The following is a 26,072-nucleotide window of genomic DNA, read 5'->3' on the forward strand; positions in this document are numbered from 1 at the left end:
CGCATCAGAGTGTTTTCTGCTACCTTCCTGGCATCTCGCGCGCGTCGCGCGCGTCCCTAATTCAGATGAAGCCCGCCATGCCCGCTCCGCCCCGTTCCCCCCGCAGCGACACCGTAGGCGCCCAGCTCAGCGTCGCCGAGACGTTGTGCGAACAACGCGGCCGCCGCTTGACCCCCATCCGCCGCAAGGTCCTGGAACTGCTGCTGCGCCACGGCCGCAGCCTGAAGGCCTACGAACTGCTGGACGCCATGCGCGAAGTCCATCCTGGCGCCGCGCCCCCCACGGTGTACCGCGCCCTGGACTTCCTGATGGATGAAGGCCTGATCCACCGCCTGGACGCCGTCAACGCCTGGAGCGCCTGCCATGATGCCGGCGGCGCGCCGCATGACCTGCTGGTGGTCTGTACCGGCTGCGGCGCGGTCGCCGAAGTCTCCGACCCCGCCATGAGCCGCCAGCTGGCCGAACGCGTGGCCCAGACCGGCTACGCCCTGGCTACCCACGAAACCGAGATCCGGGCGCTGTGCCCCCAGTGCCAGCAGAAGCAGCCCGCCGACGCCGGCCACCACCACCATCACCACTGAGGCGCCGGCACGTCCCTGCCCTGCGGCAGGCGCGTGCCCCTCGGCCCCGGCCGCCCGCCTGATCCGGACCTTGAAATCCGGAAAATTGCCCCAAAATAGTGATATCGCCCGATACTTGACGGCGTACAGCCGCGAACTGGGCGGCTATGGCCCCCGGGTTGGCCCGGGGTTTGCCCCCTGCCCCCGACTGTGCTGTAATCCTGCGTCCGGCCGCTCTAGGCGGCCCTCGCAGCCTGTGGCAGCGACCCTTCGCCGCCTTACTTCACGCAAGCAGCTTCGCCATGAACACCCCGCGCAGTTTGGACAAAATGGTTCCCGTCACCATCCTCACCGGCTTTCTCGGTGCGGGCAAGACCACCCTGCTCAAACGTATCCTGACCGAGTTCCACGGCCGCCGCGTCGCGGTCATCGAAAACGAGTTCGGACCGGAAAGCATCGACAACGACCTGCTGGTGCAAGACAGCGATGAAGAAATCATCGAACTGTCCAACGGCTGCGTCTGCTGCACGGTGCGCGGCGACCTGATGCGCACCCTGTCCGAGCTGCGCGCCAAGCGCGAAGCCGGCACCCTGAATTTCGAACGCGTCATCCTGGAAACCACCGGCATGGCCAACCCCGGCCCGGTGTGCCAGACGTTCTTCATGGACGACGACATCGCCGAGTACTACCGCCTGGACGCGGTGGTCACGGTGGTCGACGCCAAGCACGGTATGGTCACGCTGGACGAGCAGCCCGAAGCCCAGAAGCAAGTGGGCTTCGCGGACCGCATCCTGATTTCCAAGAAAGACCTGGTCAACGAAGTCGACTACGAAGCGCTGCGCAACCGCCTGGTGCACATGAACCCGCGCGCGCCCATCACCGCGGTCAACTTCGGCGACGCCGACCTGAAGTCCATCATCGACATCAGCGGCTTCAACCTGAACTCCATTCTCGACATCGACCCGGAATTCCTGGCCGATGAGCACCCCGACGCCGCCCACAGCCATGCCCACGGGCACGACCATGGGCACGATCACGGCCATGACCACGGTCACGACCATGATCACGAAGGCGATTGCGGGGCGCATTGCAATCACGCGCATCATCACCACCACCACAAGCACGACGACGAAATCGGCGCGTTCGTGTTCCGTTCCAACAAGCCGTTCGATCCCGCGCGCCTTGAGGAATTCCTGGGCGGTGTGGTGCAGGTCTATGGTCCCGACCTGCTGCGCTACAAGGGCATCCTGTACATGAAGGGCATCAACCGCCGCATGTTGTTCCAGGGTGTGCACATGATGATGGGCGCCGAACCCGGCAAACCGTGGACCGCGGCCGAAAAACCGTCCACCAAGATGGTCTTCATCGGACGCAAGCTGCCCCAGGAGATTTTCACCCGGGGCTTGGAGCAGTGCCTGGCGGGGTGATCCCCTTTTTGGATACGTGACTCGATGCGACGAAGGCAGTACTGTGAGGTACGGATAGCGTAGGCAGCAAGCACACGGACCGGGAAGAACCGCCCGCGCCAGGATCGATTCATAGTGGAGTGTTTTCATGGCTACCAAGGCAGCAACCAAAAAATCAAGCAAGTCGACGAGCGATACGGCGATTGATCTGCCCAGCGAGAAGGAATTGCTGGCCATGCCCGAGTCCGACTATATGAACGAACGCCAGCTGGCATTCTTCAAGGAACGGCTCAAACAACTCGAACAGGACATCCTGGCCAACGCCGGCGAAACCACCGAGCACCTGCGCGAAACGCAGTTCGTGCCCGATCCCGCCGACCGCGCCACCATCGAGGAAGAACACGCCCTTGAGCTGCGTACCCGCGACCGCGAACGCAAGCTGCTGAAAAAGGTGCAACAGTCCATCGCCCGCATCGACAGCGGCGAATACGGCTGGTGTGAAGAAACGGGTGAACCCATCGGCGTTCCGCGCCTGTTGGCCCGCCCCACCGCCACGCTGTCGCTCGAAGCTCAAGAGCGCCGCGAAATGCGCCAGAAGCTGTACGGCGACTGATCCGTCCCGTTTTCCGGCGTCACCCTGAAAGGCTATGCTGCCCCCAGCATGGCCTTTTTTATTGGCGCCCCGGAAAGCCTTGATTTCCCTTGGATCGCCCCCAGCTAGTCGTTTCAAAGGAAGGAACGCATGGAACAATTTCACGCCACCACCATCGTGTGCGTGCGTCGCGGTAACCGCGTCGCACTGGGCGGCGATGGCCAGGTCACCCTGGGCAACATCGTCATCAAAGGCACGGCGCGCAAGATCCGCCGCCTGTACCACGACAAGATCCTGGCCGGTTTTGCCGGCGCCACCGCCGATGCGTTCACGCTGCAGGAACGCTTCGAGGCCAAGCTCGAAAAGCATCAGGGCAACCTGATGCGCGCCGCGGTCGAACTCACCCGCGACTGGCGTACCGACCGCGTCCTGCGCCGCCTCGAAGCCATGCTGATCGTGGCCGACGCCGAACACACGCTGGTGCTCACCGGCAACGGCGACGTGCTCGAACCCGAACACGGCCTGGCCGCCATTGGCTCCGGCGGCGCCTACGCCCAGTCGGCCGCCCTGGCTCTGCTGCGCAACACGGAACTGCCGCCCGAGACCATCGTCAAACAATCTCTCGAGATCGCTGGCGACCTCTGCATCTACACCAACCAGAACCACGTCATCGAAACGCTGGGCGACTGACGCCCGCCGCGCGGCGCCGCTTTCTGCGCCGCGGCGCGCGTCCCCCAGCCAGCCCTAGCTTTCCAAGGATTCGCCCTCATGTCCGCATCCAACATGACGCCCGGAGAGATCGTCTCCGAACTCGACAAATACATCGTCGGCCAGAACCGCGCCAAGCGCGCCGTGGCGGTCGCCCTGCGCAACCGCTGGCGCCGCCAGCAGGTCGCCGAGCCCCTGCGCCACGAAATCCACCCCAAGAACATCCTCATGATCGGCCCCACCGGCGTGGGCAAGACCGAGATCGCGCGCCGCCTGGCCAAGCTGGCCAACGCGCCGTTCATCAAGATCGAAGCCACCAAGTTCACCGAAGTGGGCTATGTGGGACGCGACGTCGACACCATCATCCGCGATCTGACCGAATACTCGATCAAACAGACGCGCGAACTGGAAATGCGCCGCGTGCGCACCCAGGCTGAAGACGCCGCCGAAGACCGCATCCTCGACGCCCTGGTGCCGCCCCCGCGTGGTGCCTCCGGCGAACCCGAACGCGGCGAAGACAACAGCGCCCGCCAGACCTTCCGCAAGCGCCTGCGCGAGGGCAAGATCGACGACCTCGAAATCGAGATCGAAGTCGCCCAGGCCGCGCCCCAGATGGACGTCATGACGCCCCCCGGCATGGAAGAAATGGCCGAGCAGCTGCGCGGCATGTTCGCCGGCATGGCCCGCGACAAGAAGAAGTCCAAGAAAATGAAGGTGCGCGAAGCCTTCAAGCTCATCGTCGACGAAGAAGCCGCCAAGCGCGTCAACGAAGAAGACCTGCGCACCGCCGCCATCAACAATGTTGAACAGAACGGCATCGTCTTCCTGGACGAAATCGACAAGATCGCGGCCCGCCAGGAAAGCGGCGGCGCCGACGTCTCGCGTCAAGGCGTGCAACGTGACCTGCTGCCGCTAGTCGAAGGCACCACCGTCAACACGCGCTACGGCATGGTCCGTACGGACCACATCCTGTTCATCGCGTCGGGCGCCTTCCACCTGGCCCGTCCGTCGGACCTGATCCCTGAACTGCAGGGCCGTTTCCCGATCCGCGTCGAACTCGAATCCCTGACCGCCGAAGACTTCGTGCGCATCCTGTCCGACACCGATGCCTCGTTGACCAAGCAGTACACGGCGCTGATGGCCACCGAAGACGTGCAGCTGGAATTCACCGAAGAAGGCGTACGCCGCCTGGCCGAGCTGGCCTACGACGTCAATGAAACCACCGAGAACATCGGCGCCCGCCGGCTGTACACGGTGATGGAAAAGCTGCTCGACGAACTGTCGTTCGACGCCACCTCCAGCAGCGACAAGACCGTCAAGATCGACGCCGCCTACGTCAATGCGCAACTGGCCGAAGCCGCCAGCAGCCAGGACCTGGCCCGCTACGTGCTGTAGCTATGTGCTGTAGGCGCGGCCCCAGGGTGCCCGCCGCACGCAGAAAGGCCCGCCGCAATCCATTGCGGCGGGCCTTTCTGCATTCCTGAAGCGCCACGCGCGGCGGTGGCTCATGGGCCACAACGGCGGAAAGCCTGGCAAGACTTAGTTGGTGATCGCGGTCACCACGTACTTGCCATCCTTGCGTTCGGCCGTGAATCGGACCTTGTCACCGGCCTTGATCTTGGCCAGCAGCGCGGGATCGGCGTCATACACCAGTGTCATTGCCGGCAGGTCCAGCGCCTTGATGGCGTCGTGCTTGATGGTGACCTTGCCCGCAGCCGGGTCCACGCGCCGCACCTCGCCACTGGCGTCGGCCTGCTGGGCGAACGCCAGCGACACGACGGCCATCGCAGTGGCGACGGCCATGGGCATTGCGTATTTGCGGTTGAAAGCCATGTTTATCCTCCTGTTGCCGAGAAAGCGCCGGGCAGGCACCACATTCGCGAGCGTTTTCTACAATGCTAGGATACCGCCAGCATGCAACAAGTTCAGCCGAGGAACGCAACAATCTCGACAATTGATTGCGAAATGGCCTGCGACCAACAATCGCCTGCGTAAATCTCTCTTCCCATCCAGGAATTCCATGGCCAACCGCTTATCCATCATCGCAACCCGCACCGGCGACGATGGCACCACAGGACTGGGAGACGGCTCGCGTATTCCCAAAGACGCCCCCCGCATTGCGGCATTGGGCGACGTCGATGAGCTCAACAGCGTCATTGGCCTGCTGCTGACCGAGCGCCTGCCCGCCGAAGTATCGACCGACCTGCTGACGATCCAACACGATTTGTTCGATATCGGTGCGGAACTCTGCATTCCGGGACATACGGCATTGCTCGAAACGCAGATCACTCATCTGGACGAGCGCCTGGCGCACTACAACGGCGGACTGGCCCCACTGCGCGAGTTCATCCTGCCTGGGGGTTCGCGCGCGGCGGCGCTGGCTCACCTGGCACGAACCGTCTGCCGTCGGGCGGAACGGACGACTACCGCGTTGTCACAACTCGACGTTGTCTCTCGCGCGGTCCGCCAATACCTGAATCGCCTGTCTGATCTGCTGTTTGTCCTGGCGCGCCACGTCAATCAATCGGCAGGCGTTCCTGACGTATTCTGGTCCAGCCAGAACTCGCGTAAGGCCACGTAACGCCTGGCAAAAAATCAGCCCCGATTCTTCCATGGCAACAACGTCTTCCAATCCAGAGCCTGCATATTTGACACAACACTTTGTTTCATCTGTTAGGTGGTGACAGAGCAGTTGCGGCATAATTGCGGGTTATCGAGCGGGTTGGCGCACCGCGCTCACAGCCCAAGGATTCAATAAAGAATGAGTATTATTGTCACTGGCGGAGCCGGTTTCATAGGTTCTAACTTCGTCCTGGATTGGCTCGCTAAACATGATGAGTCCGTCATCACTCTGGACAAGTTGACGTATGCAGGCAACCCCAGCAATCTGGCCTCGTTGAACAACGACCCTCGACATCAGCTGGTGCAAGGCGACATCGGTGATGGCGCCCTGGTGTCCCGCCTGCTTGCCGAACACCGACCGCGTGCCATCCTGAATTTCGCAGCGGAGTCCCATGTGGACCGCTCAATCCATGGCCCGGGCGAATTCATCCAGACCAACATCGTCGGTACCTTCCACCTGCTGGAAGCCGTACGCAGCTACTACGGCCAGCTTGGCGCCGAGGCGCAAGCTGCATTCCGCTTCCTGCACGTTTCGACGGACGAGGTCTACGGCTCGTTGAGCCAGGATGATCCCGCCTTTACTGAACTGAACCGATACGAGCCGAACAGCCCTTATTCCGCCAGCAAGGCAGCAAGCGACCACTTGGTGCGAGCCTACCACCATACTTATGGCCTGCCGGTATTGACGACCAACTGTTCGAACAATTACGGCCCCTATCACTTCCCTGAGAAACTGATCCCGCTGATCATCCACAATGCGTTGGCCGGCAAGCCGCTGCCCATCTATGGCGACGGCCAACAGATCCGCGATTGGCTCTACGTCACCGACCATTGCAGCGCCATCCGCCGCGTGCTCGAGGCAGGCACCGTTGGCGAGACCTACAATGTCGGCGGCTGGAACGAGAAGGCCAACCTGGAAGTCGTTCAAGTGCTCTGCAGGTTACTGGACGAATTAAGTCCCCGGCAGGATGGCCAATCGTATGCCAGTCAGATTACTTTCGTGCAGGACCGTCCAGGCCACGATCGCCGCTATGCGATAGATGCAACCCGCCTGCAGCGCGAGCTGGGCTGGATGCCGGCCGAAACCTTTGAGAGCGGAATTCGCAAGACTGTGGTCTGGTATCTGGACAACCAGCAGTGGGTGCGCAACGTGACCAGCGGCGCGTACCGCGATTGGGTCAGCAAGCAATACCAGGCATAGCCCTGCGGCCTTCGGGCCACCATTATTCGCAAGGCGGTGGTTACGACGGCTGTCGCGCCGCCCCCTGCCAGAGACGCCTGGACGTAAGCCGACCGGCGACCGACAGCCCCCCAACCTCGCAACAGCCCAGGATCCAGACAAGCTGGATCTGACAAATATACAGACGAGCAGTCGTGAGTGAAAGAATTGCCATCCTGATGTGTACGTATCAGGGCGAAAAATACCTGGCGAGTCAGTTGGATTCGTTTGCGGCCCAGTCCCATATGGACTGGGCGCTTGCCGTATCCGACGACGGATCGGTCGACCGCACGCGGGATATGCTGGCCGAATACAGGCAGAGATGGGGCGCCTCGAAGCTGAACGTATTTGAAGGGCCTCGGCGGGGCTTTGTCGGCAATTTCATGTCGCTGACTTGCAATGCCGAAGTACAGGCTGATTACTACGCGTTCTCAGACCAGGACGACATATGGCATGCAGATAAACTTCAAAATGCCGTCGAGTGGTTGAAAACCATTCCCACCGATGTACCTGCGTTGTATTGCACTCGGACTCAATTGGTCAACGAAGACAACCAGGAAATCGGCTTGTCGCCTTTATTCAATCGCCAGCCCGCATTTGAAAATGCCTTGGCCCAGAATATCGCAGGCGGCAACACCATGGTTTTCAACGACTGCGCTCGCCAATTGCTATTGCAAGCAGGTCCCCTGGTGGACGTCGCGGCCCACGACTGGTGGGTATACCTAGCGGTGACGGCATGCGGCGGCAAGGTGCACTACGACCCTCGGCCGTCGCTGCGGTACCGACAGCACACCAGCAATCTTATCGGCGCTAATCGGGGGTTGATGGCCAGGATCACGCGTATCCGTATGCTTTTCAAGGGCCATCTTAAAAACTGGAACGGGCGCAATATCGAGGCGCTCTCGAAGCTGCTCGACCGGATGACGCCGTCAAATCTGCAGCGTCTTGAGCAGTTCATCTGCGCGCGTCGAAGCCCCTTGCCGCAACGGATGCTCAAATTCAAGTCGGCCGGCATTTACCGGCAAACTGCCTTGGGCAACCTGGGCATGATCGTCGCCGTGATATTCAACAAGCTTTGAGGAACTCGTGAAAATTCTACTCCTCGGCAAGGACGGCCAGGTCGGCCAGGAATTGCAGCGCACCCTGCTCCCGTTGGGTGAAACGCTGGCGCTTGGACGCAGCGGCGCGGACCTCAGCGATCTGTCGACACTGCGCGCTACCTTGCAAGCGCACAACCCCGACATCATCGTCAATGCTGCTGCGTACACTGCGGTGGACAAGGCAGAAAGCGAGCCACAAGCAGCTGCGCAGATCAATACGATCGCCGTGTCGGCCCTGGCTCAACATGCCAAGGCCACTGATGCGCTGCTGGTGCATTACTCCACCGACTACGTCTTCAATGGCGCCGGCGATACGCCGTACCTCGAAACGAACCCCACCGATCCGCAAAGCGTCTATGGCACGACCAAGCGCGATGGCGAGGCCGCAATCCTCGACAGCGGTTGCAATGCCCTGATCTTCCGGACCAGTTGGGTGTTCTCGTCGCGAGGCGGCAATTTCCTGAAGACCATCCTGCGTCTGGCTGCCACCAAGGACAGCCTGAACGTCGTGGCGGACCAATTCGGTGCGCCAACGTCGGCTGAACTGATCGCCGATGTCACCGCATTGGCGATCAATGCCTTTCGCCAGGATCGACTCCAGGCGGGGATTTATCATCTGACCGCCTCTGGCGTTGTCAGTTGGTGTGAGTTTGCCCGGTATATCGTCAATCAGGCAACGGCGCAGGGTATCGCCCTGACGCTCACCGCTAATCAGGTCCACGCCATTCCGGCCGCAGACTACCCCACCCCAGCCAAGCGGCCACAAAACTCCAGATTGGATAACAGCAAGCTATCGAGCGCGCTACGCCTGCAAATGCCGCATTGGACGGCGCATGCGAGCCGCGCCATCGACCAACTTAAAAGACTCGGGAATCCCAATAATGCGTAGAGGCATAATCCTGGCAGGCGGATCCGGTACCCGTTTGCATCCGGCGACCCTTGCCATCAGCAAGCAATTGCTGCCGGTCTTCGACAAGCCCATGATCTACTACCCGCTGAGCACGCTGATGTTAGCGGGTATTCGAGACATTCTCATCATCTCCACACCTCAGGACACACCACGCTTCCAGCAGTTGCTGGGAGACGGCAAACAGTGGGGGCTGAATCTCGAATATGCCGTGCAGCCGTCGCCTGACGGTCTAGCCCAAGCTTTCATCATCGGTGAATCCTTCATCGGCAATGATCACTCAGCCCTGGTACTGGGCGACAACATCTTCTACGGTCACGACTTCCAGCGGCTGCTGGAGAGCGCCGACAAGCGCGCAGAGGGCGCCAGCGTGTTCGCCTACCACGTGCACGATCCCGAACGCTATGGCGTCGCCGAGTTCGACCCACAGGGCCGCGTGCTTTCGCTGGAAGAAAAGCCCGTCAACCCCAAGTCCAGCTATGCAGTCACGGGCCTGTACTTCTACGACAATGATGTTGTCGATATCGCCAAGAACATCAAGCCATCGGCGCGTGGTGAGCTCGAGATCACGGACGTCAACCGCGCCTATCTCGAAAACGATCGGCTCGCCGTCGAGATCATGGGTCGTGGCTATGCGTGGCTGGACACCGGCACTCACGAATCCCTGCTCGAGGCCAGCCAGTTCATTTCCACCCTTGAAAACCGCCAAGGCTTGAAGGTCGCTTGTCCTGAAGAGATCGCCTTTCGCCAAAAATGGATTTCGAGCGAAGAACTGGAAAGACTTGCAGCGCCGCTGGCCAAAAATGGTTACGGCCAGTATCTCAAGCGCCTATTGGTAGAGAAGGTCTATTGATGAAAGCAATCAAGCAATCCATACCGGATGTCGTGGTATTCGAACCCCGAGTATTTGGTGATGCGCGTGGCTTTTTCTTCGAGAGTTTCAACAAGAAGCTGTTCGAGGAAATGACGGGCATTCAGCGCGATTTCGTGCAGGACAACCATTCCCGCTCTTCCAAGGGTGTGCTGCGCGGCCTGCACTATCAAATCCAGCAGCCCCAGGGCAAGCTCGTCCGTGTCACCGAAGGCGCGGTCTTTGACGTCGCTGTCGACCTGCGCCAGTCTTCCCCAACTTTTGGTCAATGGGTGGGTACGGTTCTCTCGGCGGAAAACAAGCGACAGATGTGGGTGCCCGAAGGATTCGCGCATGGCTTCCTGGTGCTGTCCGAGCATGCTGAATTCCTGTACAAGACGACTGACTACTATGCCCCTCAGCATGAGCGTTGCGTCAGCTGGAATGATCCGTCGATTGGAATCGACTGGCCGCTGGACGATGCAACGCCTGTGATGTCAGAAAAGGATCTCAACGGCAAAACCTTGGCCGACTCGGAGATCTTCCCATGATTCTCGTCACCGGCGGCCTGGGCTACATTGGTTCCCACACGTGCGTATCGTTGTCGAATGCCGGACAGGAAGTACTGATCCTGGATAACCTCAGCAATTCGAAAGCAACTGTGCTGCAACGCTTGCGGGAAATCTGCCCGAATGCCGTTAGATTCGAGAAAGGCGATATCCGCGACAAGGCATTGCTGTCGCGGCTGTTTGCCGAACATGAGATCGAAGCGGTCATGCATTTCGCTGGCCTGAAGGCCGTGGGCGAATCGACCCAATCACCGATATCCTATTACGACAACAACGTCGTCGGCACGCTTTGCCTGCTCGAAGCGATGACGACGACCGACGTCAAGACTTTGGTGTTCTCGTCATCGGCAACGGTATATGGCGATTCGTGCAACGTGCCCATTCCCGAGGACAGTTCGCGCTGCGCCACCAATCCGTATGGGCGCACCAAACTTTTCATCGAAGACATTCTCGCCGACCTGCACGCCTCGGACACCCATTGGCGAATTGCCAGACTGCGCTACTTCAACCCGGTTGGGGCACATGAAAGCGGCCGCATCGGTGAAGATCCGCTGGGCATTCCGGCCAACCTGATGCCGTACGTGGCCCAAGTCGCCACGGGCCACCGTGAATATCTGAACGTGTTTGGCGGCGATTACCCGACGCCCGACGGTACGGGTGTGCGCGACTATGTCCACGTCATGGACCTGGCCGAAGGACATGTGGCGGCCCTGCGCAATCTGCAACAGCACGCAGGCATGCTGACCGTGAACCTGGGTACCGGCCGCGGTACCTCCGTGTTGGATCTGGTCACGACCTTTTCGCAAATATCCGAACGCGACGTTCCCTATAAGATAGTTGCGCGCAGGCCTGGTGACGTAGCCCAGTCCTATGCCGCCGTCACGCAGGCGGAACAGATTCTCGGCTGGAAAGCCCAGCGCCATCTTTCCGACATGTGTGCGGACCACTGGCGCTGGCAGATCGAGAACCCCGACGGATACCCAGAGTCGTAGGAGCGCCCACCATGCAGCAATATTCCAGCAGCGGCCGAGAGATGGTCGCGAGCCTGTGGCGTAACCGTTCCTTGATCCTGGCGCTGACCAAGCGTGAAGTCATCGGACGGTACCGCGGGTCGGTAATGGGCCTTGCCTGGTCCTTCTTCAATCCCATCCTGATGCTGACGATCTATACGTTCATCTTCTCGGTGGTATTCAATGCGCGATGGGGGGGCAGTGCCAGCGGCAGCAAAACTGAGTTCGCGCTGATTCTCTTCGTCGGGCTGATCGTGCACGGGTTGTTTGCAGAGTGCGTACTACGCGCGCCGAGCCTCATCCTGAACAACGTCAATTATGTGAAAAAGGTCATCTTTCCGCTTGAGGTCTTGCCTTGGGTCGCTTTCGGCGCTGCCCTCTTTCACACCTGCATCAGCCTCCTGGTTCTACTGGTTGCCCGCATTCTCCTGCAGCACGAATTGCCATGGACTGCAGTGCTGTTTCCGTTGCTGCTGATCCCGCTGGTGCTGGGTACCCTGGGCGTCAGCTGGTTTCTGTCTGCACTGGGCGTATATGTGCGCGACATTGGGCAAATCACGAGCATGCTGACCACAGTCCTGCTGTTCATGTCGCCGGTGTTCTATCCCCTCAGCGCACTGCCAGAGAAGTACAGAATGCTGGTCAACCTGAATCCTCTGGCCTACCTGATCGAAGAAAGCCGCAACCTGCTCATCTTCGGCGTGCTGCCGGATCTCAAGCACTGGGCGATCCTGATGGTCATCAGCGCCGTCATCGCCTGGCTGGGCTTCTTCTGGTTCCAGAAAACGCGCAAAGGATTCGCCGATGTCCTCTGATATCGCCATCAAGATCGATGGGCTCAGCAAGAGCTACCATATCTTCGACAAGCCGCGAGACCGCCTTCTGCAGATGCTTTTTGGCAAGCACAAGCAGTACTACAAGGAATTCTGGGCACTGCAAACGCTGTCGATGGAAATCCGCAAGGGTGAAACCATTGGCCTGATAGGCCGCAACGGCAGCGGCAAATCGACGTTGCTGCAGCTTATCTGTGGCACGCTCAATCCGACGACGGGGACGATCACAGCAGCCGGCAGGGTCGCCGCGTTGCTGGAGCTGGGCTCGGGCTTCAACCCGGAGTTCACCGGCCGCGAGAACGTCTACCTGAACGCCACGATGCTCGGCCTGACCGAGGAAGAAATCGATGAACGGTTCGATGACATAGCGGCATTCGCAGACATCGGCGACTTCATTGAACAGCCGGTAAAGACCTACTCCAGCGGCATGTATGTGCGTTTGGCATTCGCGGTTGTCGCGCATGTCAGCGCCGACATTCTCGTGATCGACGAGGCGCTTGCGGTCGGCGATGCGGTATTCACGCAGAAGTGCATGCGGTTCCTGCGTCGGTTCCAGGAAAATGGCACGATCCTCTTTGTCAGCCATGACATCGGGGCGGTCACGTCGTTGTGCCAGCGCGCCTATTGGCTCGACAAGGGCGTGCTGCGCATGTCTGGAACACCCAAGGACATCAGCGCGGCCTACATGGCCGACATCTACGAGGCCCAGCAAGGGCCCAGCGCCACGCCGCAAGCCAAGTCGGCCGACGCCGTCGACAGCCCCAAGCAGATCGTTGCCCCTGCCGCGCCCGTGCTGCGCGACATGCGCCTGGATTTTCTGAACCAGACTCAGTTCAGGAACGATATCCAGCTGTTCTCGTTCGAAGAAAATGCCAAGGCCTTCGGCAAAGGCGGCGCCAGCATCGAGAATGTGCAACTGCGCGACACGCAAGACCAGCCGTTGCAATGGGTGGTCGGTGGCGAGCGCGTCAGCCTGCACGTTTCCTGCCGTGCTCACCAGGATATTTTTTCGCCGATCGTGGGCTTCTTCATCAAGGATCGCCTGGGGCAGGTGCTTTTCGGCGACAACACGTACCTGACCCACATGGACACGCCGCTGAGCGTTCCCGCCGGACAGACGTTTTCGGCTTCATTTGCTTTTCCGATGCCGATCCTGCCGGTTGGCGACTACAGCATCAATGTAGCGCTCGCGGAAGGCAACCAGCAGGACCACGTTCAACACCAGTGGATACACGAGGCGCTAATCTTCCGGTCCACGTCCACCTCGATCACAACCGGCCTGGTGGGGATTCCGATGGAATCCGTCACATTGGCGCTCAGCGACTGACATCTAGAGAATCACATGGAATTTACCGGCGAACGCTTCATCCCCACGCTGCCCGGCGATATCAGGCTCGAACACCTGCACCGTTATGAATGGTGCACGCCCTATATCCAAGGAAAGCGTGTACTCGACATCGCTTCAGGTGAAGGCTACGGATCGTACGCGCTGTCGCGCCACGCCGCCTCGGTCATTGGCGTGGACATTTCTGCCGAAGCAGTCAACCACGCGCGCCAAAAATATGCGGATCGCGACAACCTGACTTTCGTCGAAGGCAGTGCGGCCAGCATCCCATTGCCCGATCACAGCATAGACGTCGTCGTCTCGTTCGAAACGATCGAGCATCACGACCAGCATGAAGAGATGATGTCGGAGATCCGGCGCGTCTTGACCCCAGACGGGCTGTTGATCATTTCCTCACCCAACAAGAAGATCTATTCCGACCTCGCGGGTGGCGACCATAACCACTTCCACGTCAAAGAGCTGTATTTCGCCGAACTCGATACGTTGATTGGCCGATATTTCGGCAACGTACGCTACTACGGACAACGTGTCACGGCCACGTCCCTGCTCCTGCCTCACGAGGCTGAGGCAAGCGACATCATCCAGACATACACCGAGTTCAACGATGGCGTGCGCCGTGCCGTACCGATGGCAATCGAACCGATGTACTACCTCGCAGTGGCCAGCAACACGGCACTGCCGGAACCAGCACCGGTCACGGCATTCTTTTCGGAACAGGACAATGCGTTCTATGAAAAGCAGCGCGAAGTCCTGGAACTGAACACCGAAATCCGCCGCATGAGCGATTACATCGCCGAAGTTTCGAATGCCCTGAGCGTACGCGACAAGGACCTGGCCTTCATCAAGCAGGAACTCGCCAACACCAGCCAGGAACTCGCATCCACCCAACAAGCTCTGGCAGCGGCCCAAGCCACGCTCTGCGCTCGGGTCATACGCAAGTTGCGGTCGCTGCTCGGCAAATCCTGAACCGCGGGTCCGTATGAAAATCGCCTTTGTCAGCCAACCAGAGTATTTCCGTTTCTGCTATGAGCAGGATCTTTCCGCGGACCATGAGGTGCGCGAATTTCCTTTTCATTTCGGAATGAGAGAAGAAGATCTGGCGGATTTGATCGACTTCGACGCAGACGTCAATTTTTTCTTCCGGGGCGAGTTTTTCCCGCCTTCGTTGCTACCCCGCCTGCGAGGCAAGAAAATTGCCCTGTCGAGCGAGCCGTTCCCCCGCAATTTGGGTGACAAGCTGGAGTACACACGCGATTCGATAAAGCGCTATCTGGATTTCCGGTCGCGTATCCGCACGCAGCCATTTGACTATGTATTCCACTATGACGAAGCGTCGCTGCAATTCATGGCGCGCGACGGTCTGAACCTGTCCGGCGCGTTCGCCTTTCCCGTCGCAACCGATACCTATGTCGACCGTCAGTTCAAGCCCAAGTGGGATATGTTTTTTATCGGTCGCAGCACGCCACATCGAGAGCGATTCTTCGGTCCGCTGAAACACCATTTTCAGTTCCTGCATATCTGCCACGGCATCTTCGGACCGCCCCTGATCGCCTACATGGCGCAGGCAAAGATCAATCTCAACGTACATGCAGAATCCGAGATTTCCTGGGAACCGAGAATGCAGATGCTGCTGGCGACCGGAGCCTTCGTGATTTCCGAGCCGATCACGCCCAATCGGTATCTACGCCCAGGGGTGGACTATGTCGAAGCGGCTTCTCCCTCGGACATGTACGAGAAAGTTGCCTACTACCTCGAACATGACGAAGAGCGCCGCCGTATCGCCGCCTCTGGCAAAGCCCGTATCCGGGAACTGTTGAACGCCAAAGTCAATTTCCAGCAACTCATCGTCGATCTGGATCACGACAAGTACCCCCGCTTTCAAGCCGCCAAACCATCTGGCAGCGTCAACATGGTGGCGGAGTACTTCAGCCTGGAATCGCGTGCGCGGGCTTTCGGCCGCAAGCTCTTGAAATAGTCTCCAACATTGTCGACCACGCCTAGTCTCACCCACATTCCAAATATGTCCTCTGTGCCTGAAAAGAAAATGAAAATTGGCTATATCGTGCCCAGTTGCTCGGTTTCGGGTGGGATGGCGGTGATATGCCAACATGCCAATCGCCTGCTCAAGCGCGGTCACGACGTCGTGCTCTTGTCGATCGTGGAAATCCGTCCGATGGATTGGTTTCCCGGACAGCAGGTTCCAGTTCATGACGCGGCCACCTGGGAGGGCGACCTGGAAGTGGTTGTCGCGACAGGCTGGAGCACCGCATTTTGGCTGCCGAGAATCTCGGCTCGCGTGAAGACCTATTTCGTACAGTCCGACGAGACGCGCTTTCACCCAGAAGGTTCGCGGTGGCAACATCTGACCACGCTGACCTACTACTTCGGCGTGCATTACCTGACTGAGGCACGCTGGATCCGTACCTGGCTGAAAGAGGGTTTCGGTCACGAGGCAGAGCTGGTTCCCAATGGTCTGGACCCCGATATCTTCCGGCCTGACCAACCCTTGCAAAGCAAAGGGAAAAAGCCCCGTATCCTTCTGGAAGGAGCCATCGGCCTGCCTTACAAGGGTATGCGTGAGGCGTTCGAGGCAGTACAGGATATCGATGCGGAAGTCTGGTGCGTCAGCTCATACGGAGAGCCCGAGGCCCATTGGCATTGCGACAGATTTTTCGAGCATGTGCCAATGCAGGATATGCGCAAGATCTATTCCAGTTGCGACATCCTGCTGAAACTGAGTCGCGTCGAGGGGTTTTTTGGCCCGCCCATGGAGATGATGGCGTGCGGTGGCGTCGCGGTCGTAGGACGTGTCACCGGCTACGACGAATACATCGTCGATGAACAGAACGCACTGGTGGTCGATGCCTTGGACATCGCCGCAGCACGCAATGCCGTGCAGCGACTGATCGACGACAAGGCGCTACGCGATCGCCTCATTGCTGCAGGGGCAGAGACCGCCCGCGAGTGGGATTGGGAAAGCTCGATCGACACGCTGGAGGCTTTTTACGCCAGATTGGTCTCGGATCCGAAATGCTGGTACGACAGCACGCTGCGTCCCAATTACGACCGAAGCATCGCTTTTGCTTACGACATGATGTCCCGCAGCATTCTGCCCGAGGATATCGTCGCCTCTACGCCGAGTCCCGGCGAACCTCGCGAGGTCATTCCGCCGCACGTGCAACGCCTGGCGGTCTACATGGCCAACTCAACCTTGTTCAAGCACTTCGCGGATGTCGCACGTGTCGGCTATCACGGGTACAAGAAGACTCGTGGCGTGGCCGGAAAGGTCAAAAGACGGCTGAAGCGCCTATTCAGTTAAGAGGCTTCGGGATATCTTCCACACGAACCGGCCGGCGCGTCGGTCCGTGTGGCCAGATGGCGCTAACGCACCGAGATGTAGACGCCCAGCACGATAACGAGCGCGCCTGCCACCGACGTCCACTTGAACGCTTCCCCCAGGAAGAAATGAGCCAGGATCGGCACGATCACGAAGCCAAGGGCGATAAAAGGATAGGCGGTCCGCAAGGGAATCTCTTTCAAGACCCACAACCATGCAATGGTTGCAAAGCCATAGACAGCCAAGGCAATGATCAGGGCGGGATTCAGCAGAAATCCCTGGAAGATGCCTTTGCCTTGCACGTCGATCTTGGAAGCTGCGACCTTGAACAACACCTGCCCCACCGACAGCGACAGGACTGTGAACAAGGTGCCAATCAATTGTTTGAAGGTAATCACTGCTTGCCTCTCTTCTTGAGCAAGGACGCTTTATGCAGCGTTTTCTTGGGAACGTGCGATATGTCGTAACCGACAAATGCGAGTATCAGTTGAATGCCGATCAAGACTGGCAATGCCGCCAGCATCACGGTCCCGGCAGGCGATTGTGCTCCGTTGACGCTGGACTGGACCCAATGGAGGCCACCATAAATAACGCCAAATGCGAATAGCAGAATGCCCAGCGGCAATTCAAGCGAGGCGATCGAGAATCCCCGCAGATAGTAGTTATAGAAAATCCGCTTCAGCGAATTACGCATATGCTTCAGCGAGAACTCACCGACAATGCGCGAGATCTTCAGGTTGCTCACCTCATCGGCGTAGCAGGCATCCATCGGCACATCCTGCACGACCGCGCCGATCAGATTCAGTCGGAACAAGATATCGGTTTCGAAGAAATACCGCTGGCTGATCTTGTCGAACGGCAGATGCTCAGCCACTCGCGCGTGAATGGCGGTGTAGCCGTTGGTTGGGTCAAACAAATCCCAGTAGCCGGACGAAAATTTCGTCATGAAAGACAGAACGGCATTGCCAAACAGGCGCTTGCCGGGCATAGCGCGTAACGCCTCCAAGTCGAAGAAGCGATTGCCCTTGGTGTAGTCGGCATCACCGTTCACGATGGGTGCAATGAAATCCGGAATCAGCCTGGGGTCCATCTGACCGTCGCCGTCGACCTTGACCAAGATGTCAAGGCCCGCTTCGATCGCAGCCCTATAGCCGGCCATGACAGCGCCGCCAACGCCGCGATTCACCTCGTTGCGCAGTACGACTACGCGGCGATCTCTGCAATGCTCCGTGACAAAAGCACCCGAAGCATCTGGGCAGCAATCGTCGACGACATAAATCCGACTCACTTCGGAACCGATTTCGGCAATGACGTCCAGAATGTGGCGCGTTACCTTGTAAGCGGGGATGATGACTGCGACGGAGAGTTGTTCAAATTGGGACATGTGGATTCTCACCCGATGTAGAAGCGATCGAGCAGAAGCTGAGGCATTTTCGCGAAGGTCAAGAGTGTAATCAATGCCAGGATCAAGATGGACGTCTTGGCAGCTGAGGTCTTGAATCCTCCATCACCACTCAAGCCGTAGGCCAGGGCCACCAGGGGTATGGTGAAGTATCGCCCTTGCACGCCCCCGATCACTGGTGTCGGGAATTCATTCCACTGCACCAGCAGCGCAAAAAATATCGTGAAGCAGGCACCCAGAAACATCAACACAAGTGCCAGTCGCGGGATCCAGGTCTGCTTCAGGTTTCTCACCGAGATAGAGAGGATCGCCACCGCGACGAACATCCACCACACCGTGTTGTAGTAGCCCTTGGGAAATTTCGTATCCAGCCAACCCAATACACCGACGAATTGCTGCATATATCCAGAGCGGATTTCGTTCGAGGTGATCGTGTTGTAAATAATCCCCAGCATCTCCGTCGGATGCAACAAATAATGCTTAATCACCTCCCCGTGTGTATAACCGGCGTGATGCATACCTCCATCCTGATTGGACGAGATCGATAGATACAACCATAGCAGCACCATCACAGTGACGATTAAGCCCTGCCAGAAATACAAGGCTCTTTTTCGCACCAACGCAAGCGTAAATGGCATGAGCACGAACGACGCGATTTGAGTCCGACTGGTCGCCAAGACGAAGATCAGACCGATCAACAGATACGACCAGGCTACTTCCCTTTCTGCCGGCTTGGTCGCAAGCCGCATGAAAATGCTCGTCGCCAAGATTGCAAGCGCCAGTGAAAAGCCATCAATGGCAGCGCCCATGGCCTGGAAGACCGTCATTGGTAACAACAGCAGGCAAACCGTCAATGGATTGGTCGGAAAAATCCGGAATGCCAATAATATCAAGGCCATACTGGCCACGAATACGCTGTACCGCGCCAAGTAGTACGACTGCTGTACCGAAAGGTTCAGCTGTTCACCTATCGCCAGACCAATGGCCTGAGGGATGTAAATGGCCGGGAAATAGTAGCTGGTGGTCGGCATCTCGAAATAGGTCTTTTCACCAGACCATTTCAGCGAAGACAGCTGATCAATCCGTTCATGCGTCACCTTCGCTGCAAGGTTGCCAGGAAACGGACCCTGCCCCATCAGTGCGAAATTGATGAGATTGCGATCGACATTGCCACCTGACAATTTGCCTTGCTGATTTTCAAGGAGGACCACGCCATCGGTCAGCAAATACGCCCGCAACAAATGTACGGGCTCGTCCGGCGACTGCATGGGTGGCACCAGACGATTCAAGACCATGAACACCGCCAATATGGCAGCGAAGGCTATCCAGGAATTACGGGAAAATTGCAAATGGCGAAAGCCCTCCCCAAGCCATCCTGCGCCCCAAGCCCGCTTAGCATGGACCGATTTAATTTTTATTCTCCGAATTGTAAAACCAAGAAATTTAGAACAGCACAATAAACTGCGCCGACCTGAACGGCTCGCGCAGCAATGCAAAAAGCCAACAAGGCTTACCTGTCTTTAATTAACACCCGCGGCATGGGCCTGCTCATCAGCATGGTACGAAGAACGCACCATGGCGCCCACCGCCGCATGCGAGAAGCCCATCGCGTAGGCTTCACGTTCAAACATCGCGAACGTATCCGGGTGCACGTAGCGCAGCACCGGCAGGTGGTGTTCAGACGGCTGCAGGTACTGGCCGATGGTCAGCATATCGACGTTGTGCGCACGCATGTCGCGCATGACCTGAAGGATTTCCTCGTCGGTCTCGCCCAGGCCCAGCATCAAGCCGGACTTGGTGGGCACTTCCGGATGCAACTGCTTGAACTCGGCCAGCAGCTTGAGCGAGTGCATGTAGTCGGAGCCCGGGCGGGCCTGCTTGTACAGGCGCGGCACGGTTTCCAGATTGTGGTTCATCACGTCGGGCGGGCCGGCGTTCAGGATGGTCAGCGCACGATCCAGGCGGCCGCGGAAGTCGGGCACCAGCACCTCGATGCGGGTGGACGGCGACAACTCGCGAATATGGGTGATGCAATCGACGAAATGGCCGGCACCGCCATCGCGCAGGTCGTCGCGGTCAACCGAGGTGATCACCACGTACGAGAGCTTCAAGGCGGCGATGGTGCGCGCAAGATTCAGCGGCTCGTTGGTATCCAGCGGGTCGGGGCGGCCATGGCCCACGTCACAGAACGGGCAGCGGCGGGTGCACTTGTCGCCCATGATCATGAACGTGGCCGTGCCCTTGCCGAAGCATTCGCCGATGTTCGGGCAAGAGGCTTCTTCGCAGACCGTGTGCAGGTTGTGCTCGCGCAGGATGCGCTTGATGTCGTAGAAGCGGGAACCGGGCTGGGCAGCCTTGACGCGGATCCATTCCGGCTTTTTCAGGCGTTCGGCGGGAATGATCTTGATAGGAATGCGCGCCGTCTTGGCCTGGGATTTCTGCTTCTGCGTCGGATCGTAGGCCGCTTCGGCAGGCGTGGCGGCGGGTTCGTTCGAGGGAACAGACGACTCGGCAAGCGTAGACATGAGACACCTTCACGACCGGCGCGGATCGCGCCGTGGTCTGAGACAAAAAACGCATTTTACCCTCCCTGGGGGCTTCCACCCTGAACGGCCTTTGGCCGGGAGGCTACCCAGGCTGGGTTATCGTCACGCCTGATGAATTCCACCCCGCCCGTCATGCCCTCCCCATCCGTCCCCCGTCCCATCGTCCTGGTCGCCCCCCGCCTGGACTCGCCCCCCGCACCGCGCGCGGTCCAAGCCATTGCCGACCGGCTGGCAGTGGCCGGCTACTACCTGGCCACGGGCTCCTGGCGCGAGCCCGGCCTGCTGCCGGGGCTGGCTGTGTTGCAGCCCGCCGCCGTCCTGGCCCTGGGGCCGCTGGACGATCCGCAACTGCGTGCCGCCGTTGCGGCGCTGGACGTTCCGGTGGTGGAAACCTGGGGCCTGCCGGAGACACCGCTAGACAGCGTCGTGACGATCGACAACGCCGAAGCCGGCCGCCAGGCGGCCCGCCATTTCGCCGAAAAGAAATTTGCCCAGGTCGCCTGCATCAGCGCCGACACCCCCTGGGAGCGGGCCCGGCGCGAAGGCTTCATCAGTGCGGCGGCCGCGCTGGGCCTGACCCAGGTGGCAGACATCGTGCAGCCCGAGGCCCTGCAGATGAACGATGGCCGCATGGCCTTCCTGCGCCTGTTGGCGACCAATACGATTTTCGATGCGGTGTTCTGCACGTCGGACCTGCTGGCCGCGGCCGCCGTGTCGGAAGCCCACAACCGCGACCTGCACGTGCCGCAGGACCTGGCGGTGCTGGGCTTCACCGACGATGGCAGTGCGCCGCAATGGGTACAGGGCCTGACGACGCTGGGAGTGGATGCTGCGGACCTGGGCCGGCGCGCAGCCCAGCTGCTGCTGGACCGGCTGGACGGCGAACAGCCGCCCGGCACTCAGGTCACGATGGAAGTGGTGTTCGAGCCGCGCCTGAGCACGTAGCCGGCCCGGGCCGGCAGCGCGGTGGCCTACCTTCCGGTCAAGCCCCGGTTTCGTACAGGGCCGGAAACCCGCTGTCGCGCAACATGGCGTCGGCTTCGCGCAGAAACGCCGGCGTGGCGGTCTCGGGCACGCGTACCAGCCATTGCACGGCCTCTTCCTTGCGGCCGCGCTGCAGCAGCATGCGGCCCAGATGGAACATGCCACGGAAGTCACCGCCCTCGGCGCAGCGCTGGTAGCAGTCGAAGGCGCGCTCCAGGTCTTGGGGCACGACATCGCCGGCCTCGTAGAAGCGGCCCACGACACCGATGGATTTCACATGGCCGCCCTGCGCGGCCTGCTGGTACAGGGCCAGCGCCGCGGCGCGGTTCTGCACTACGCCGCCGCGGCCGCTCTTGAGCATGTGGGCGTAGTTGTACATGCCCCAGTCCAGCCCGCGGTCGGCAGCCAACCGGAACCAGTACGCCGCGACGGTATCGTCCGGCGCCACGCCCCAGCCGTTCTCGTAGCAGCGGCCGACCATGTTGATGGCCATCAGGTGATCGGCATTGGCGGCGCGCTTGAACCAGGCCAGCCCTTCGACCTGGTCTTGCGGCACGCCGACGCCGTCCAGCAGCATCTGGCCGTAAATGGTCTGGGCCTCGACCAGGCCCATCTCGGCAGCGGTGCGTATCCAGGCGGCGTAATGCTCGGCCGGGCCTTCGCGCAGCCGCGCCAGCTGTTCCGGCGAGGTGGCGGCCACATCGGCCGGGCTGAAACTGGGTGTCATGCGGGAGTCCTTGCCTGGCGCCAGGCGCGGGCCAGATTGCGCGCCAGCGTATCGCCGACGTCGGTAGGGTCTAGCCGGACGCCGCAGGCCGCCATGTCGACGGTGCGCAGCCCCGCGTAACCACAGGGGTTGATGCCCAGGAACGGCGCCAGGTCCATAGCCACATTGAGGGACACGCCATGGTAGGCGCGGCCATTGCGGATCTTGATGCCCAACGCGGCGATCTTGGCCAGGTCGCCGCCGCCCGGCGCGGGCACGTAGACGCCCGGCGCCCCCGGCTTGCGGCAGGCGCCGGCCACGCCCATGTCATCCAGCGTGTCGATCACCGCGGATTCCAGCAGCGCGACGTATTCCTTCACGTACATGTCGACCCGGCGCAGGTCGAACAGCGCGTAGGCCATGACCTGGCCGGGGCCATGGTAGGTAACCTGGCCGCCACGGTCGCAATGGACGATGGGAATGGCGCCCGGGTTCAGCACGTGCTCGGGCAAGCCGGCCTGCCCCAGCGTGTAGACGGGCGCATGCTCGCACAGCCAGATTTCATCGGGCGTCTCGGCCGACCGCTGGTCGGTGTACGCCTGCATGTCCCGCCAGACGGACAGGTAGTCCGCCGGCCGCGCGAGCCACTTGATCACGGCAGCCTTCTTGCCTTACAGGACAATCGACACCATGGGATGGCCGTGCAGCGCCTGGTACAGGCCGTCGAGCTGCTCGCGCGAGGTGGCGCGCACCGTGAAGGTCAGGCCCATGTAGTTGCCGCCCTTGCTGGGCCGCATTTCGACCGTGGCGGCATCAAAGCCCGGGTCAAAGCGCAGCACGACTTCGGTCAGCGTCTGCGCAAAATCGGGGTGCTGCTTGCCCATGACCTTGATGGGAAAGTCGCTGGGGTACTCGATGAGGGAGTCTTCGGGCGGAATATGCATGATGGATGGCCTGGAGCGTCAATTCATCTATATGGGGGCAGGCATCGCCCAGGCAAGGCCCGCCCGTCAGGGCGGGCGACGCGGGGGGGCTGGTAACAGCGCCCCCGCAGGGCCGGCTTAGAGCGCGGCAATGCGGGCATCATAACCCGCGCGCAATTGCTCAAAAACGGGGCCGGGCTTGCCCGAACCCACCGGCCGGCCGTCCAGCGAGACGATCGCCAGGACTTCCTTGGTAGCCGAGGACAGCATCAGTTCGTCCGCCTGAGCGACTTCGTCCTGGGTGATGCGGCGCGCTTCGAAGGCGATGCCGGCTTCGGTCGCCAGCTCGCCCATCAGGCCGTAGCGGATGCCTTCCAGGATGAGGTTGTTCTTGGGCGGCGCCAGCAGCTTGCCGCCGGACACGACCCAGATGTTGGTGGACGAACCTTCGGTCAGGAAGCCGTCGCGGAACTGCAGCACTTCGTCGACATGGGCGTCCACGGCCTGCTGCTTGGCCAGCACATTGCCCAGCAACGACACGGACTTGATCTCGCAGTGCAGCCAGCGCTCGTCGGGAATGCTGATGGCGGACAGGCCTTGCGTGCGGGCCTCGGCCGACGGCGGCGCCCACGCCGACACCATGCCGAAGACGGTCGGCGTGACCGGCTGGGCCGGGAACTGGTGGTCGCGCTTGGCAACGCCGCGCGTGACCTGCAGGTAAACGATGCAGGTTTCCAGGTTGGAGCGCGCCAGCAGCTGTTCGATCAGGTCGATCCAGCCGGCGCGGTCGAACGGCTGGGCGATGCGCAAGGCCGCTAGGCTGCGGTCAAGGCGGTCCAGGTGCTCGGCCATGCGGAAGGCATTGCCGCGATAGACCGGCACGACTTCGTAGATGCCGTCGCCGAAAATGAAGCCGCGGTCCAGGACAGAGATCTTGGCCTCGTCCACGCGCAGAAACTCGCCATTGAGAAACACCTGGCTTTCGCCCGGTACGCCCGGAATCATGAGCCGCTCCTGAGAATCAAATGGATAGGGACGGGCCACCCGGCCCGCCCCTTGCGATAAAGCTTACACCCGCGGCCGCGCCCGTGGCGCGCCCGCTTACTGGAACCAGCGCTTGACGGTATCGGCCATGCGGCCGAAGAAGCCCGCGCGCTCGACGGCGTCCTGCACCACCAGCGGTTCGGTGCGCAGCACCTTGCCATCCAGCGTGAACTGCAGCGTGCCAACCTGCTGGCCCTTGGCCAGCGGGGCGATCAGCGGATCCGTGCGCTGCGCCACCGGCTTCAGGTCGCCGGCCTTGCCACGCGGCACTGCCACCGACACCGGGTTGGGCGGGCCCAGCTTGACGTTGTCGGCCGTGCCTTCCCAGACGCGGGCGTCGATGCCAGGCTGGCTCTTGTCGAAGAGCTTGACCGTGTCGAAATTCTGGAAGCTCCAGTTCAAAAGCTTCAGGCTTTCTTCGGCGCGGGTGGCTTCACTGTCGGTGCCCACCACCACGACCAGGATGCGGCGGTCGCCGCGCACCGCGGTCGACACCAGGCAATAGCCGGCGGAATCGGTATGGCCGGTCTTCATGCCGTCGACCGACGGGTCGGCCCACAGCAGGCGGTTGCGGTTGGGCTGGGTGATCTTGTTGTAGGTGAAGCTCTTCTGCTTGTAGTAGTGGAAGAACTCGGCGTGGTCGGTGATCAGGTGCGCCGACAGCGTGGCCAGGTCGCGCGTGGACGTCATGTGCTGCGGGTCAGGCAGGCCCGTGGCGTTCATGAAGTGGGTATTGCGCATGCCCAGGCGTTCGGCTTCCTGGTTCATGAGCGAAGCGAAGGCGGATTCGCTGCCGCCAACCGCTTCGGCCAGCGCGACGGACGCGTCGTTGCCCGACTGCACGATCATGCCCTGGTTCAGTTCGTCAACCGTGACCGGCTTGCGCGGCTCGATGAACATGCGCGAGCCACCGGTGCGCCAGGCATGCTCGGACACGGGCACGGTCTGCTCCAGCGTCAGGCGCTTTTCTTCCAGCGCGTTGAACACGACGTAGGCCGTCATGATCTTGGTCAGCGAGGCCGGCTCGACCTTCATGTCCGGGTTGGAGGCCGCCAGGGTCTGGCCGCTGTTCACGTCGATCACGATCCAGGCCTTGGCCGCGATGGTGGGCGCGGGCACCGCCGACACATCGCCCACCGGCACCACCCCCGAGGCCGTCGGCGCGGGCGCCGTGGCGCCAGCGGCCGCGGGTGCCGCGGCGGGCGCCTGCTGGGCCCAGGCCGGCAGCGACGCCGCAAGCATCGCCGACAACACCGCGCCGGCCAACGCGCGACGGGCAAAGACAACGGGGGATTGAGCGGAGTAAGGCAAATTCTTCATCGGCAACGTGGGTCCAGGAAAGACGCCCGCTGGCGCGGGGCAAGTGGCTGACAATTATAGGCAGTCGATAGGACCCATCCGCCCCGGGA

The 26,072-nt window shown here is 60.6% G+C and carries 28 protein-coding genes; 18 read left to right on the plus strand and 10 right to left on the minus strand.

The genetic code is table 11. From position 1 onward, the window contains the following. Positions 1 to 77: 77 nt before the first annotated feature. From HV798_RS07300 to hslU, 5 genes are all read left to right on the plus strand, one after another. A complete protein-coding gene (locus tag HV798_RS07300; RefSeq protein ID WP_006224833.1) occupies positions 78 to 581 on the plus strand; it encodes a Fur family transcriptional regulator in 504 nt (167 codons plus the stop codon). A 281-nt stretch (positions 582 to 862) separates the two neighbouring features. Beyond that, positions 863 to 1,987, plus strand: a complete 1,125-nt coding sequence (locus HV798_RS07305) for a CobW family GTP-binding protein (protein ID WP_025136242.1) — start codon at positions 863 to 865, stop codon at positions 1,985 to 1,987. Positions 1,988 to 2,114: 127 nt separating this feature from the next. Continuing rightward, positions 2,115 to 2,579: an RNA polymerase-binding protein DksA gene (gene dksA / locus HV798_RS07310; RefSeq protein WP_006216410.1), complete on the plus strand. Its 465-nt coding sequence runs from the start codon at positions 2,115 to 2,117 to the stop codon at positions 2,577 to 2,579. Between the two features lie 129 nt (positions 2,580 to 2,708). Further along, positions 2,709 to 3,248 carry an ATP-dependent protease subunit HslV gene (hslV, locus tag HV798_RS07315; protein WP_008160807.1) on the plus strand — a complete coding sequence of 180 codons (540 nt, stop codon included), beginning with the start codon at positions 2,709 to 2,711 and terminating at the stop codon, positions 3,246 to 3,248. Positions 3,249 to 3,326: 78 nt separating this feature from the next. After that, on the plus strand, positions 3,327 to 4,661 hold the full coding sequence (gene hslU / locus HV798_RS07320) for an ATP-dependent protease ATPase subunit HslU (protein ID WP_175192421.1): 1,335 nt from the start codon (positions 3,327 to 3,329) through the stop codon (positions 4,659 to 4,661). Positions 4,662 to 4,805: 144 nt separating this feature from the next. Here hslU and HV798_RS07325 read toward each other — a convergent pair whose 3' ends face one another. Continuing rightward, a complete protein-coding gene (locus tag HV798_RS07325; RefSeq protein ID WP_175192420.1) occupies positions 4,806 to 5,099 on the minus strand; it encodes a copper-binding protein in 294 nt (97 codons plus the stop codon). A 187-nt stretch (positions 5,100 to 5,286) separates the two neighbouring features. Here HV798_RS07325 and HV798_RS07330 point away from each other — a divergent pair, with 187 nt between their 5' ends. From HV798_RS07330 to HV798_RS07385, 12 genes are all read left to right on the plus strand, one after another. Next, positions 5,287 to 5,847, plus strand: a complete 561-nt coding sequence (locus tag HV798_RS07330) for a cob(I)yrinic acid a,c-diamide adenosyltransferase (RefSeq protein WP_175192419.1) — start codon at positions 5,287 to 5,289, stop codon at positions 5,845 to 5,847. 180 nt (positions 5,848 to 6,027) lie between these two features. Next, complete coding sequence (gene rfbB / locus HV798_RS07335; protein WP_175192418.1) at positions 6,028 to 7,089, plus strand: dTDP-glucose 4,6-dehydratase; 1,062 nt, start codon at positions 6,028 to 6,030, stop codon at positions 7,087 to 7,089. 173 nt (positions 7,090 to 7,262) lie between these two features. Further along, entirely contained in the window at positions 7,263 to 8,186 is a 924-nt protein-coding gene (locus HV798_RS07340; protein WP_217481155.1) for a glycosyltransferase family 2 protein, read from the plus strand. Between the two features lie 7 nt (positions 8,187 to 8,193). Next, on the plus strand, positions 8,194 to 9,096 hold the full coding sequence (gene rfbD, locus HV798_RS07345; protein WP_175192417.1) for a dTDP-4-dehydrorhamnose reductase: 903 nt from the start codon (positions 8,194 to 8,196) through the stop codon (positions 9,094 to 9,096). Further along, complete coding sequence (gene rfbA / locus HV798_RS07350) at positions 9,089 to 9,967, plus strand: glucose-1-phosphate thymidylyltransferase RfbA (RefSeq protein ID WP_217481156.1); 879 nt, start codon at positions 9,089 to 9,091, stop codon at positions 9,965 to 9,967. The genes rfbD and rfbA overlap by 8 nt, the downstream gene beginning before the upstream one ends. Further along, entirely contained in the window at positions 9,967 to 10,515 is a 549-nt protein-coding gene (rfbC, locus tag HV798_RS07355) for a dTDP-4-dehydrorhamnose 3,5-epimerase (RefSeq protein WP_175192416.1), read from the plus strand. Before rfbA ends, rfbC begins: the two co-directional genes overlap by 1 nt. After that, complete coding sequence (galE, locus tag HV798_RS07360; RefSeq protein ID WP_175216347.1) at positions 10,512 to 11,525, plus strand: UDP-glucose 4-epimerase GalE; 1,014 nt, start codon at positions 10,512 to 10,514, stop codon at positions 11,523 to 11,525. Before rfbC ends, galE begins: the two co-directional genes overlap by 4 nt. An 11-nt stretch (positions 11,526 to 11,536) precedes the next feature. After that, positions 11,537 to 12,358, plus strand: a complete 822-nt coding sequence (locus tag HV798_RS07365; protein ID WP_175192414.1) for an ABC transporter permease — start codon at positions 11,537 to 11,539, stop codon at positions 12,356 to 12,358. Continuing rightward, a complete protein-coding gene (locus HV798_RS07370) occupies positions 12,348 to 13,703 on the plus strand; it encodes an ABC transporter ATP-binding protein (protein WP_175192413.1) in 1,356 nt (451 codons plus the stop codon). Before HV798_RS07365 ends, HV798_RS07370 begins: the two co-directional genes overlap by 11 nt. 15 nt (positions 13,704 to 13,718) lie before the next feature. Continuing rightward, positions 13,719 to 14,687 carry a class I SAM-dependent methyltransferase gene (locus tag HV798_RS07375; protein WP_175192412.1) on the plus strand — a complete coding sequence of 323 codons (969 nt, stop codon included), beginning with the start codon at positions 13,719 to 13,721 and terminating at the stop codon, positions 14,685 to 14,687. Between the two features lie 13 nt (positions 14,688 to 14,700). Continuing rightward, complete coding sequence (locus tag HV798_RS07380) at positions 14,701 to 15,696, plus strand: glycosyltransferase family protein (RefSeq protein WP_175192411.1); 996 nt, start codon at positions 14,701 to 14,703, stop codon at positions 15,694 to 15,696. Positions 15,697 to 15,765: 69 nt separating this feature from the next. Further along, positions 15,766 to 17,040 carry a glycosyltransferase family 4 protein gene (locus HV798_RS07385; protein ID WP_175192410.1) on the plus strand — a complete coding sequence of 425 codons (1,275 nt, stop codon included), beginning with the start codon at positions 15,766 to 15,768 and terminating at the stop codon, positions 17,038 to 17,040. Positions 17,041 to 17,102: 62 nt separating this feature from the next. Here HV798_RS07385 and HV798_RS07390 read toward each other — a convergent pair whose 3' ends face one another. From HV798_RS07390 to lipA, 4 genes are all read right to left on the minus strand, one after another. After that, the gene (locus tag HV798_RS07390; RefSeq protein WP_175192409.1) at positions 17,103 to 17,456 is read right to left on the minus strand and encodes an EamA family transporter; all 354 of its coding nucleotides are present in this window, start codon (positions 17,454 to 17,456) and stop codon (positions 17,103 to 17,105) included. Next, complete coding sequence (locus HV798_RS07395; RefSeq protein ID WP_175192408.1) at positions 17,453 to 18,442, minus strand: glycosyltransferase family 2 protein; 990 nt, start codon at positions 18,440 to 18,442, stop codon at positions 17,453 to 17,455. The genes HV798_RS07390 and HV798_RS07395 overlap by 4 nt, the downstream gene beginning before the upstream one ends. 8 nt (positions 18,443 to 18,450) lie before the next feature. Continuing rightward, a complete protein-coding gene (locus tag HV798_RS07400) occupies positions 18,451 to 19,755 on the minus strand; it encodes a DUF2142 domain-containing protein (protein ID WP_175192407.1) in 1,305 nt (434 codons plus the stop codon). A 225-nt stretch (positions 19,756 to 19,980) separates the two neighbouring features. Continuing rightward, positions 19,981 to 20,985, minus strand: a complete 1,005-nt coding sequence (gene lipA, locus HV798_RS07405) for a lipoyl synthase (RefSeq protein ID WP_175192406.1) — start codon at positions 20,983 to 20,985, stop codon at positions 19,981 to 19,983. Between the two features lie 132 nt (positions 20,986 to 21,117). Here lipA and HV798_RS07410 point away from each other — a divergent pair, with 132 nt between their 5' ends. Beyond that, the gene (locus tag HV798_RS07410) at positions 21,118 to 21,951 is read left to right on the plus strand and encodes a substrate-binding domain-containing protein (protein ID WP_246288612.1); all 834 of its coding nucleotides are present in this window, start codon (positions 21,118 to 21,120) and stop codon (positions 21,949 to 21,951) included. 37 nt (positions 21,952 to 21,988) lie between these two features. Here the strand turns inward: HV798_RS07410 and HV798_RS07415 are convergent, their stop codons facing one another. The 5 genes from HV798_RS07415 to HV798_RS07435 all read right to left on the minus strand — a co-directional run bounded on the left by HV798_RS07415 (position 21,989) and on the right by HV798_RS07435 (position 25,983). Beyond that, positions 21,989 to 22,717 carry a tetratricopeptide repeat protein gene (locus tag HV798_RS07415; RefSeq protein ID WP_175192405.1) on the minus strand — a complete coding sequence of 243 codons (729 nt, stop codon included), beginning with the start codon at positions 22,715 to 22,717 and terminating at the stop codon, positions 21,989 to 21,991. Beyond that, positions 22,714 to 23,352, minus strand: coding sequence for a lipoyl(octanoyl) transferase LipB (gene lipB, locus HV798_RS07420; protein ID WP_175192404.1), 639 nt, complete (start codon positions 23,350 to 23,352; stop codon positions 22,714 to 22,716). The genes HV798_RS07415 and lipB overlap by 4 nt, the downstream gene beginning before the upstream one ends. Positions 23,353 to 23,367: 15 nt before the next feature. Beyond that, the gene (locus tag HV798_RS07425) at positions 23,368 to 23,640 is read right to left on the minus strand and encodes a YbeD family protein (protein WP_025136251.1); all 273 of its coding nucleotides are present in this window, start codon (positions 23,638 to 23,640) and stop codon (positions 23,368 to 23,370) included. A 117-nt stretch (positions 23,641 to 23,757) separates the two neighbouring features. After that, entirely contained in the window at positions 23,758 to 24,624 is an 867-nt protein-coding gene (locus HV798_RS07430) for a D-amino acid aminotransferase (protein WP_175192403.1), read from the minus strand. Positions 24,625 to 24,720: 96 nt separating this feature from the next. After that, a complete protein-coding gene (locus HV798_RS07435; protein ID WP_175192402.1) occupies positions 24,721 to 25,983 on the minus strand; it encodes a D-alanyl-D-alanine carboxypeptidase family protein in 1,263 nt (420 codons plus the stop codon). Between the last annotated feature and the right edge of the window lie 89 nt (positions 25,984 to 26,072).

It is taken from the genome of Achromobacter deleyi, from assembly GCF_902859705.1.
Taxonomy (GTDB): domain Bacteria; phylum Pseudomonadota; class Gammaproteobacteria; order Burkholderiales; family Burkholderiaceae_B; genus Achromobacter; species Achromobacter deleyi.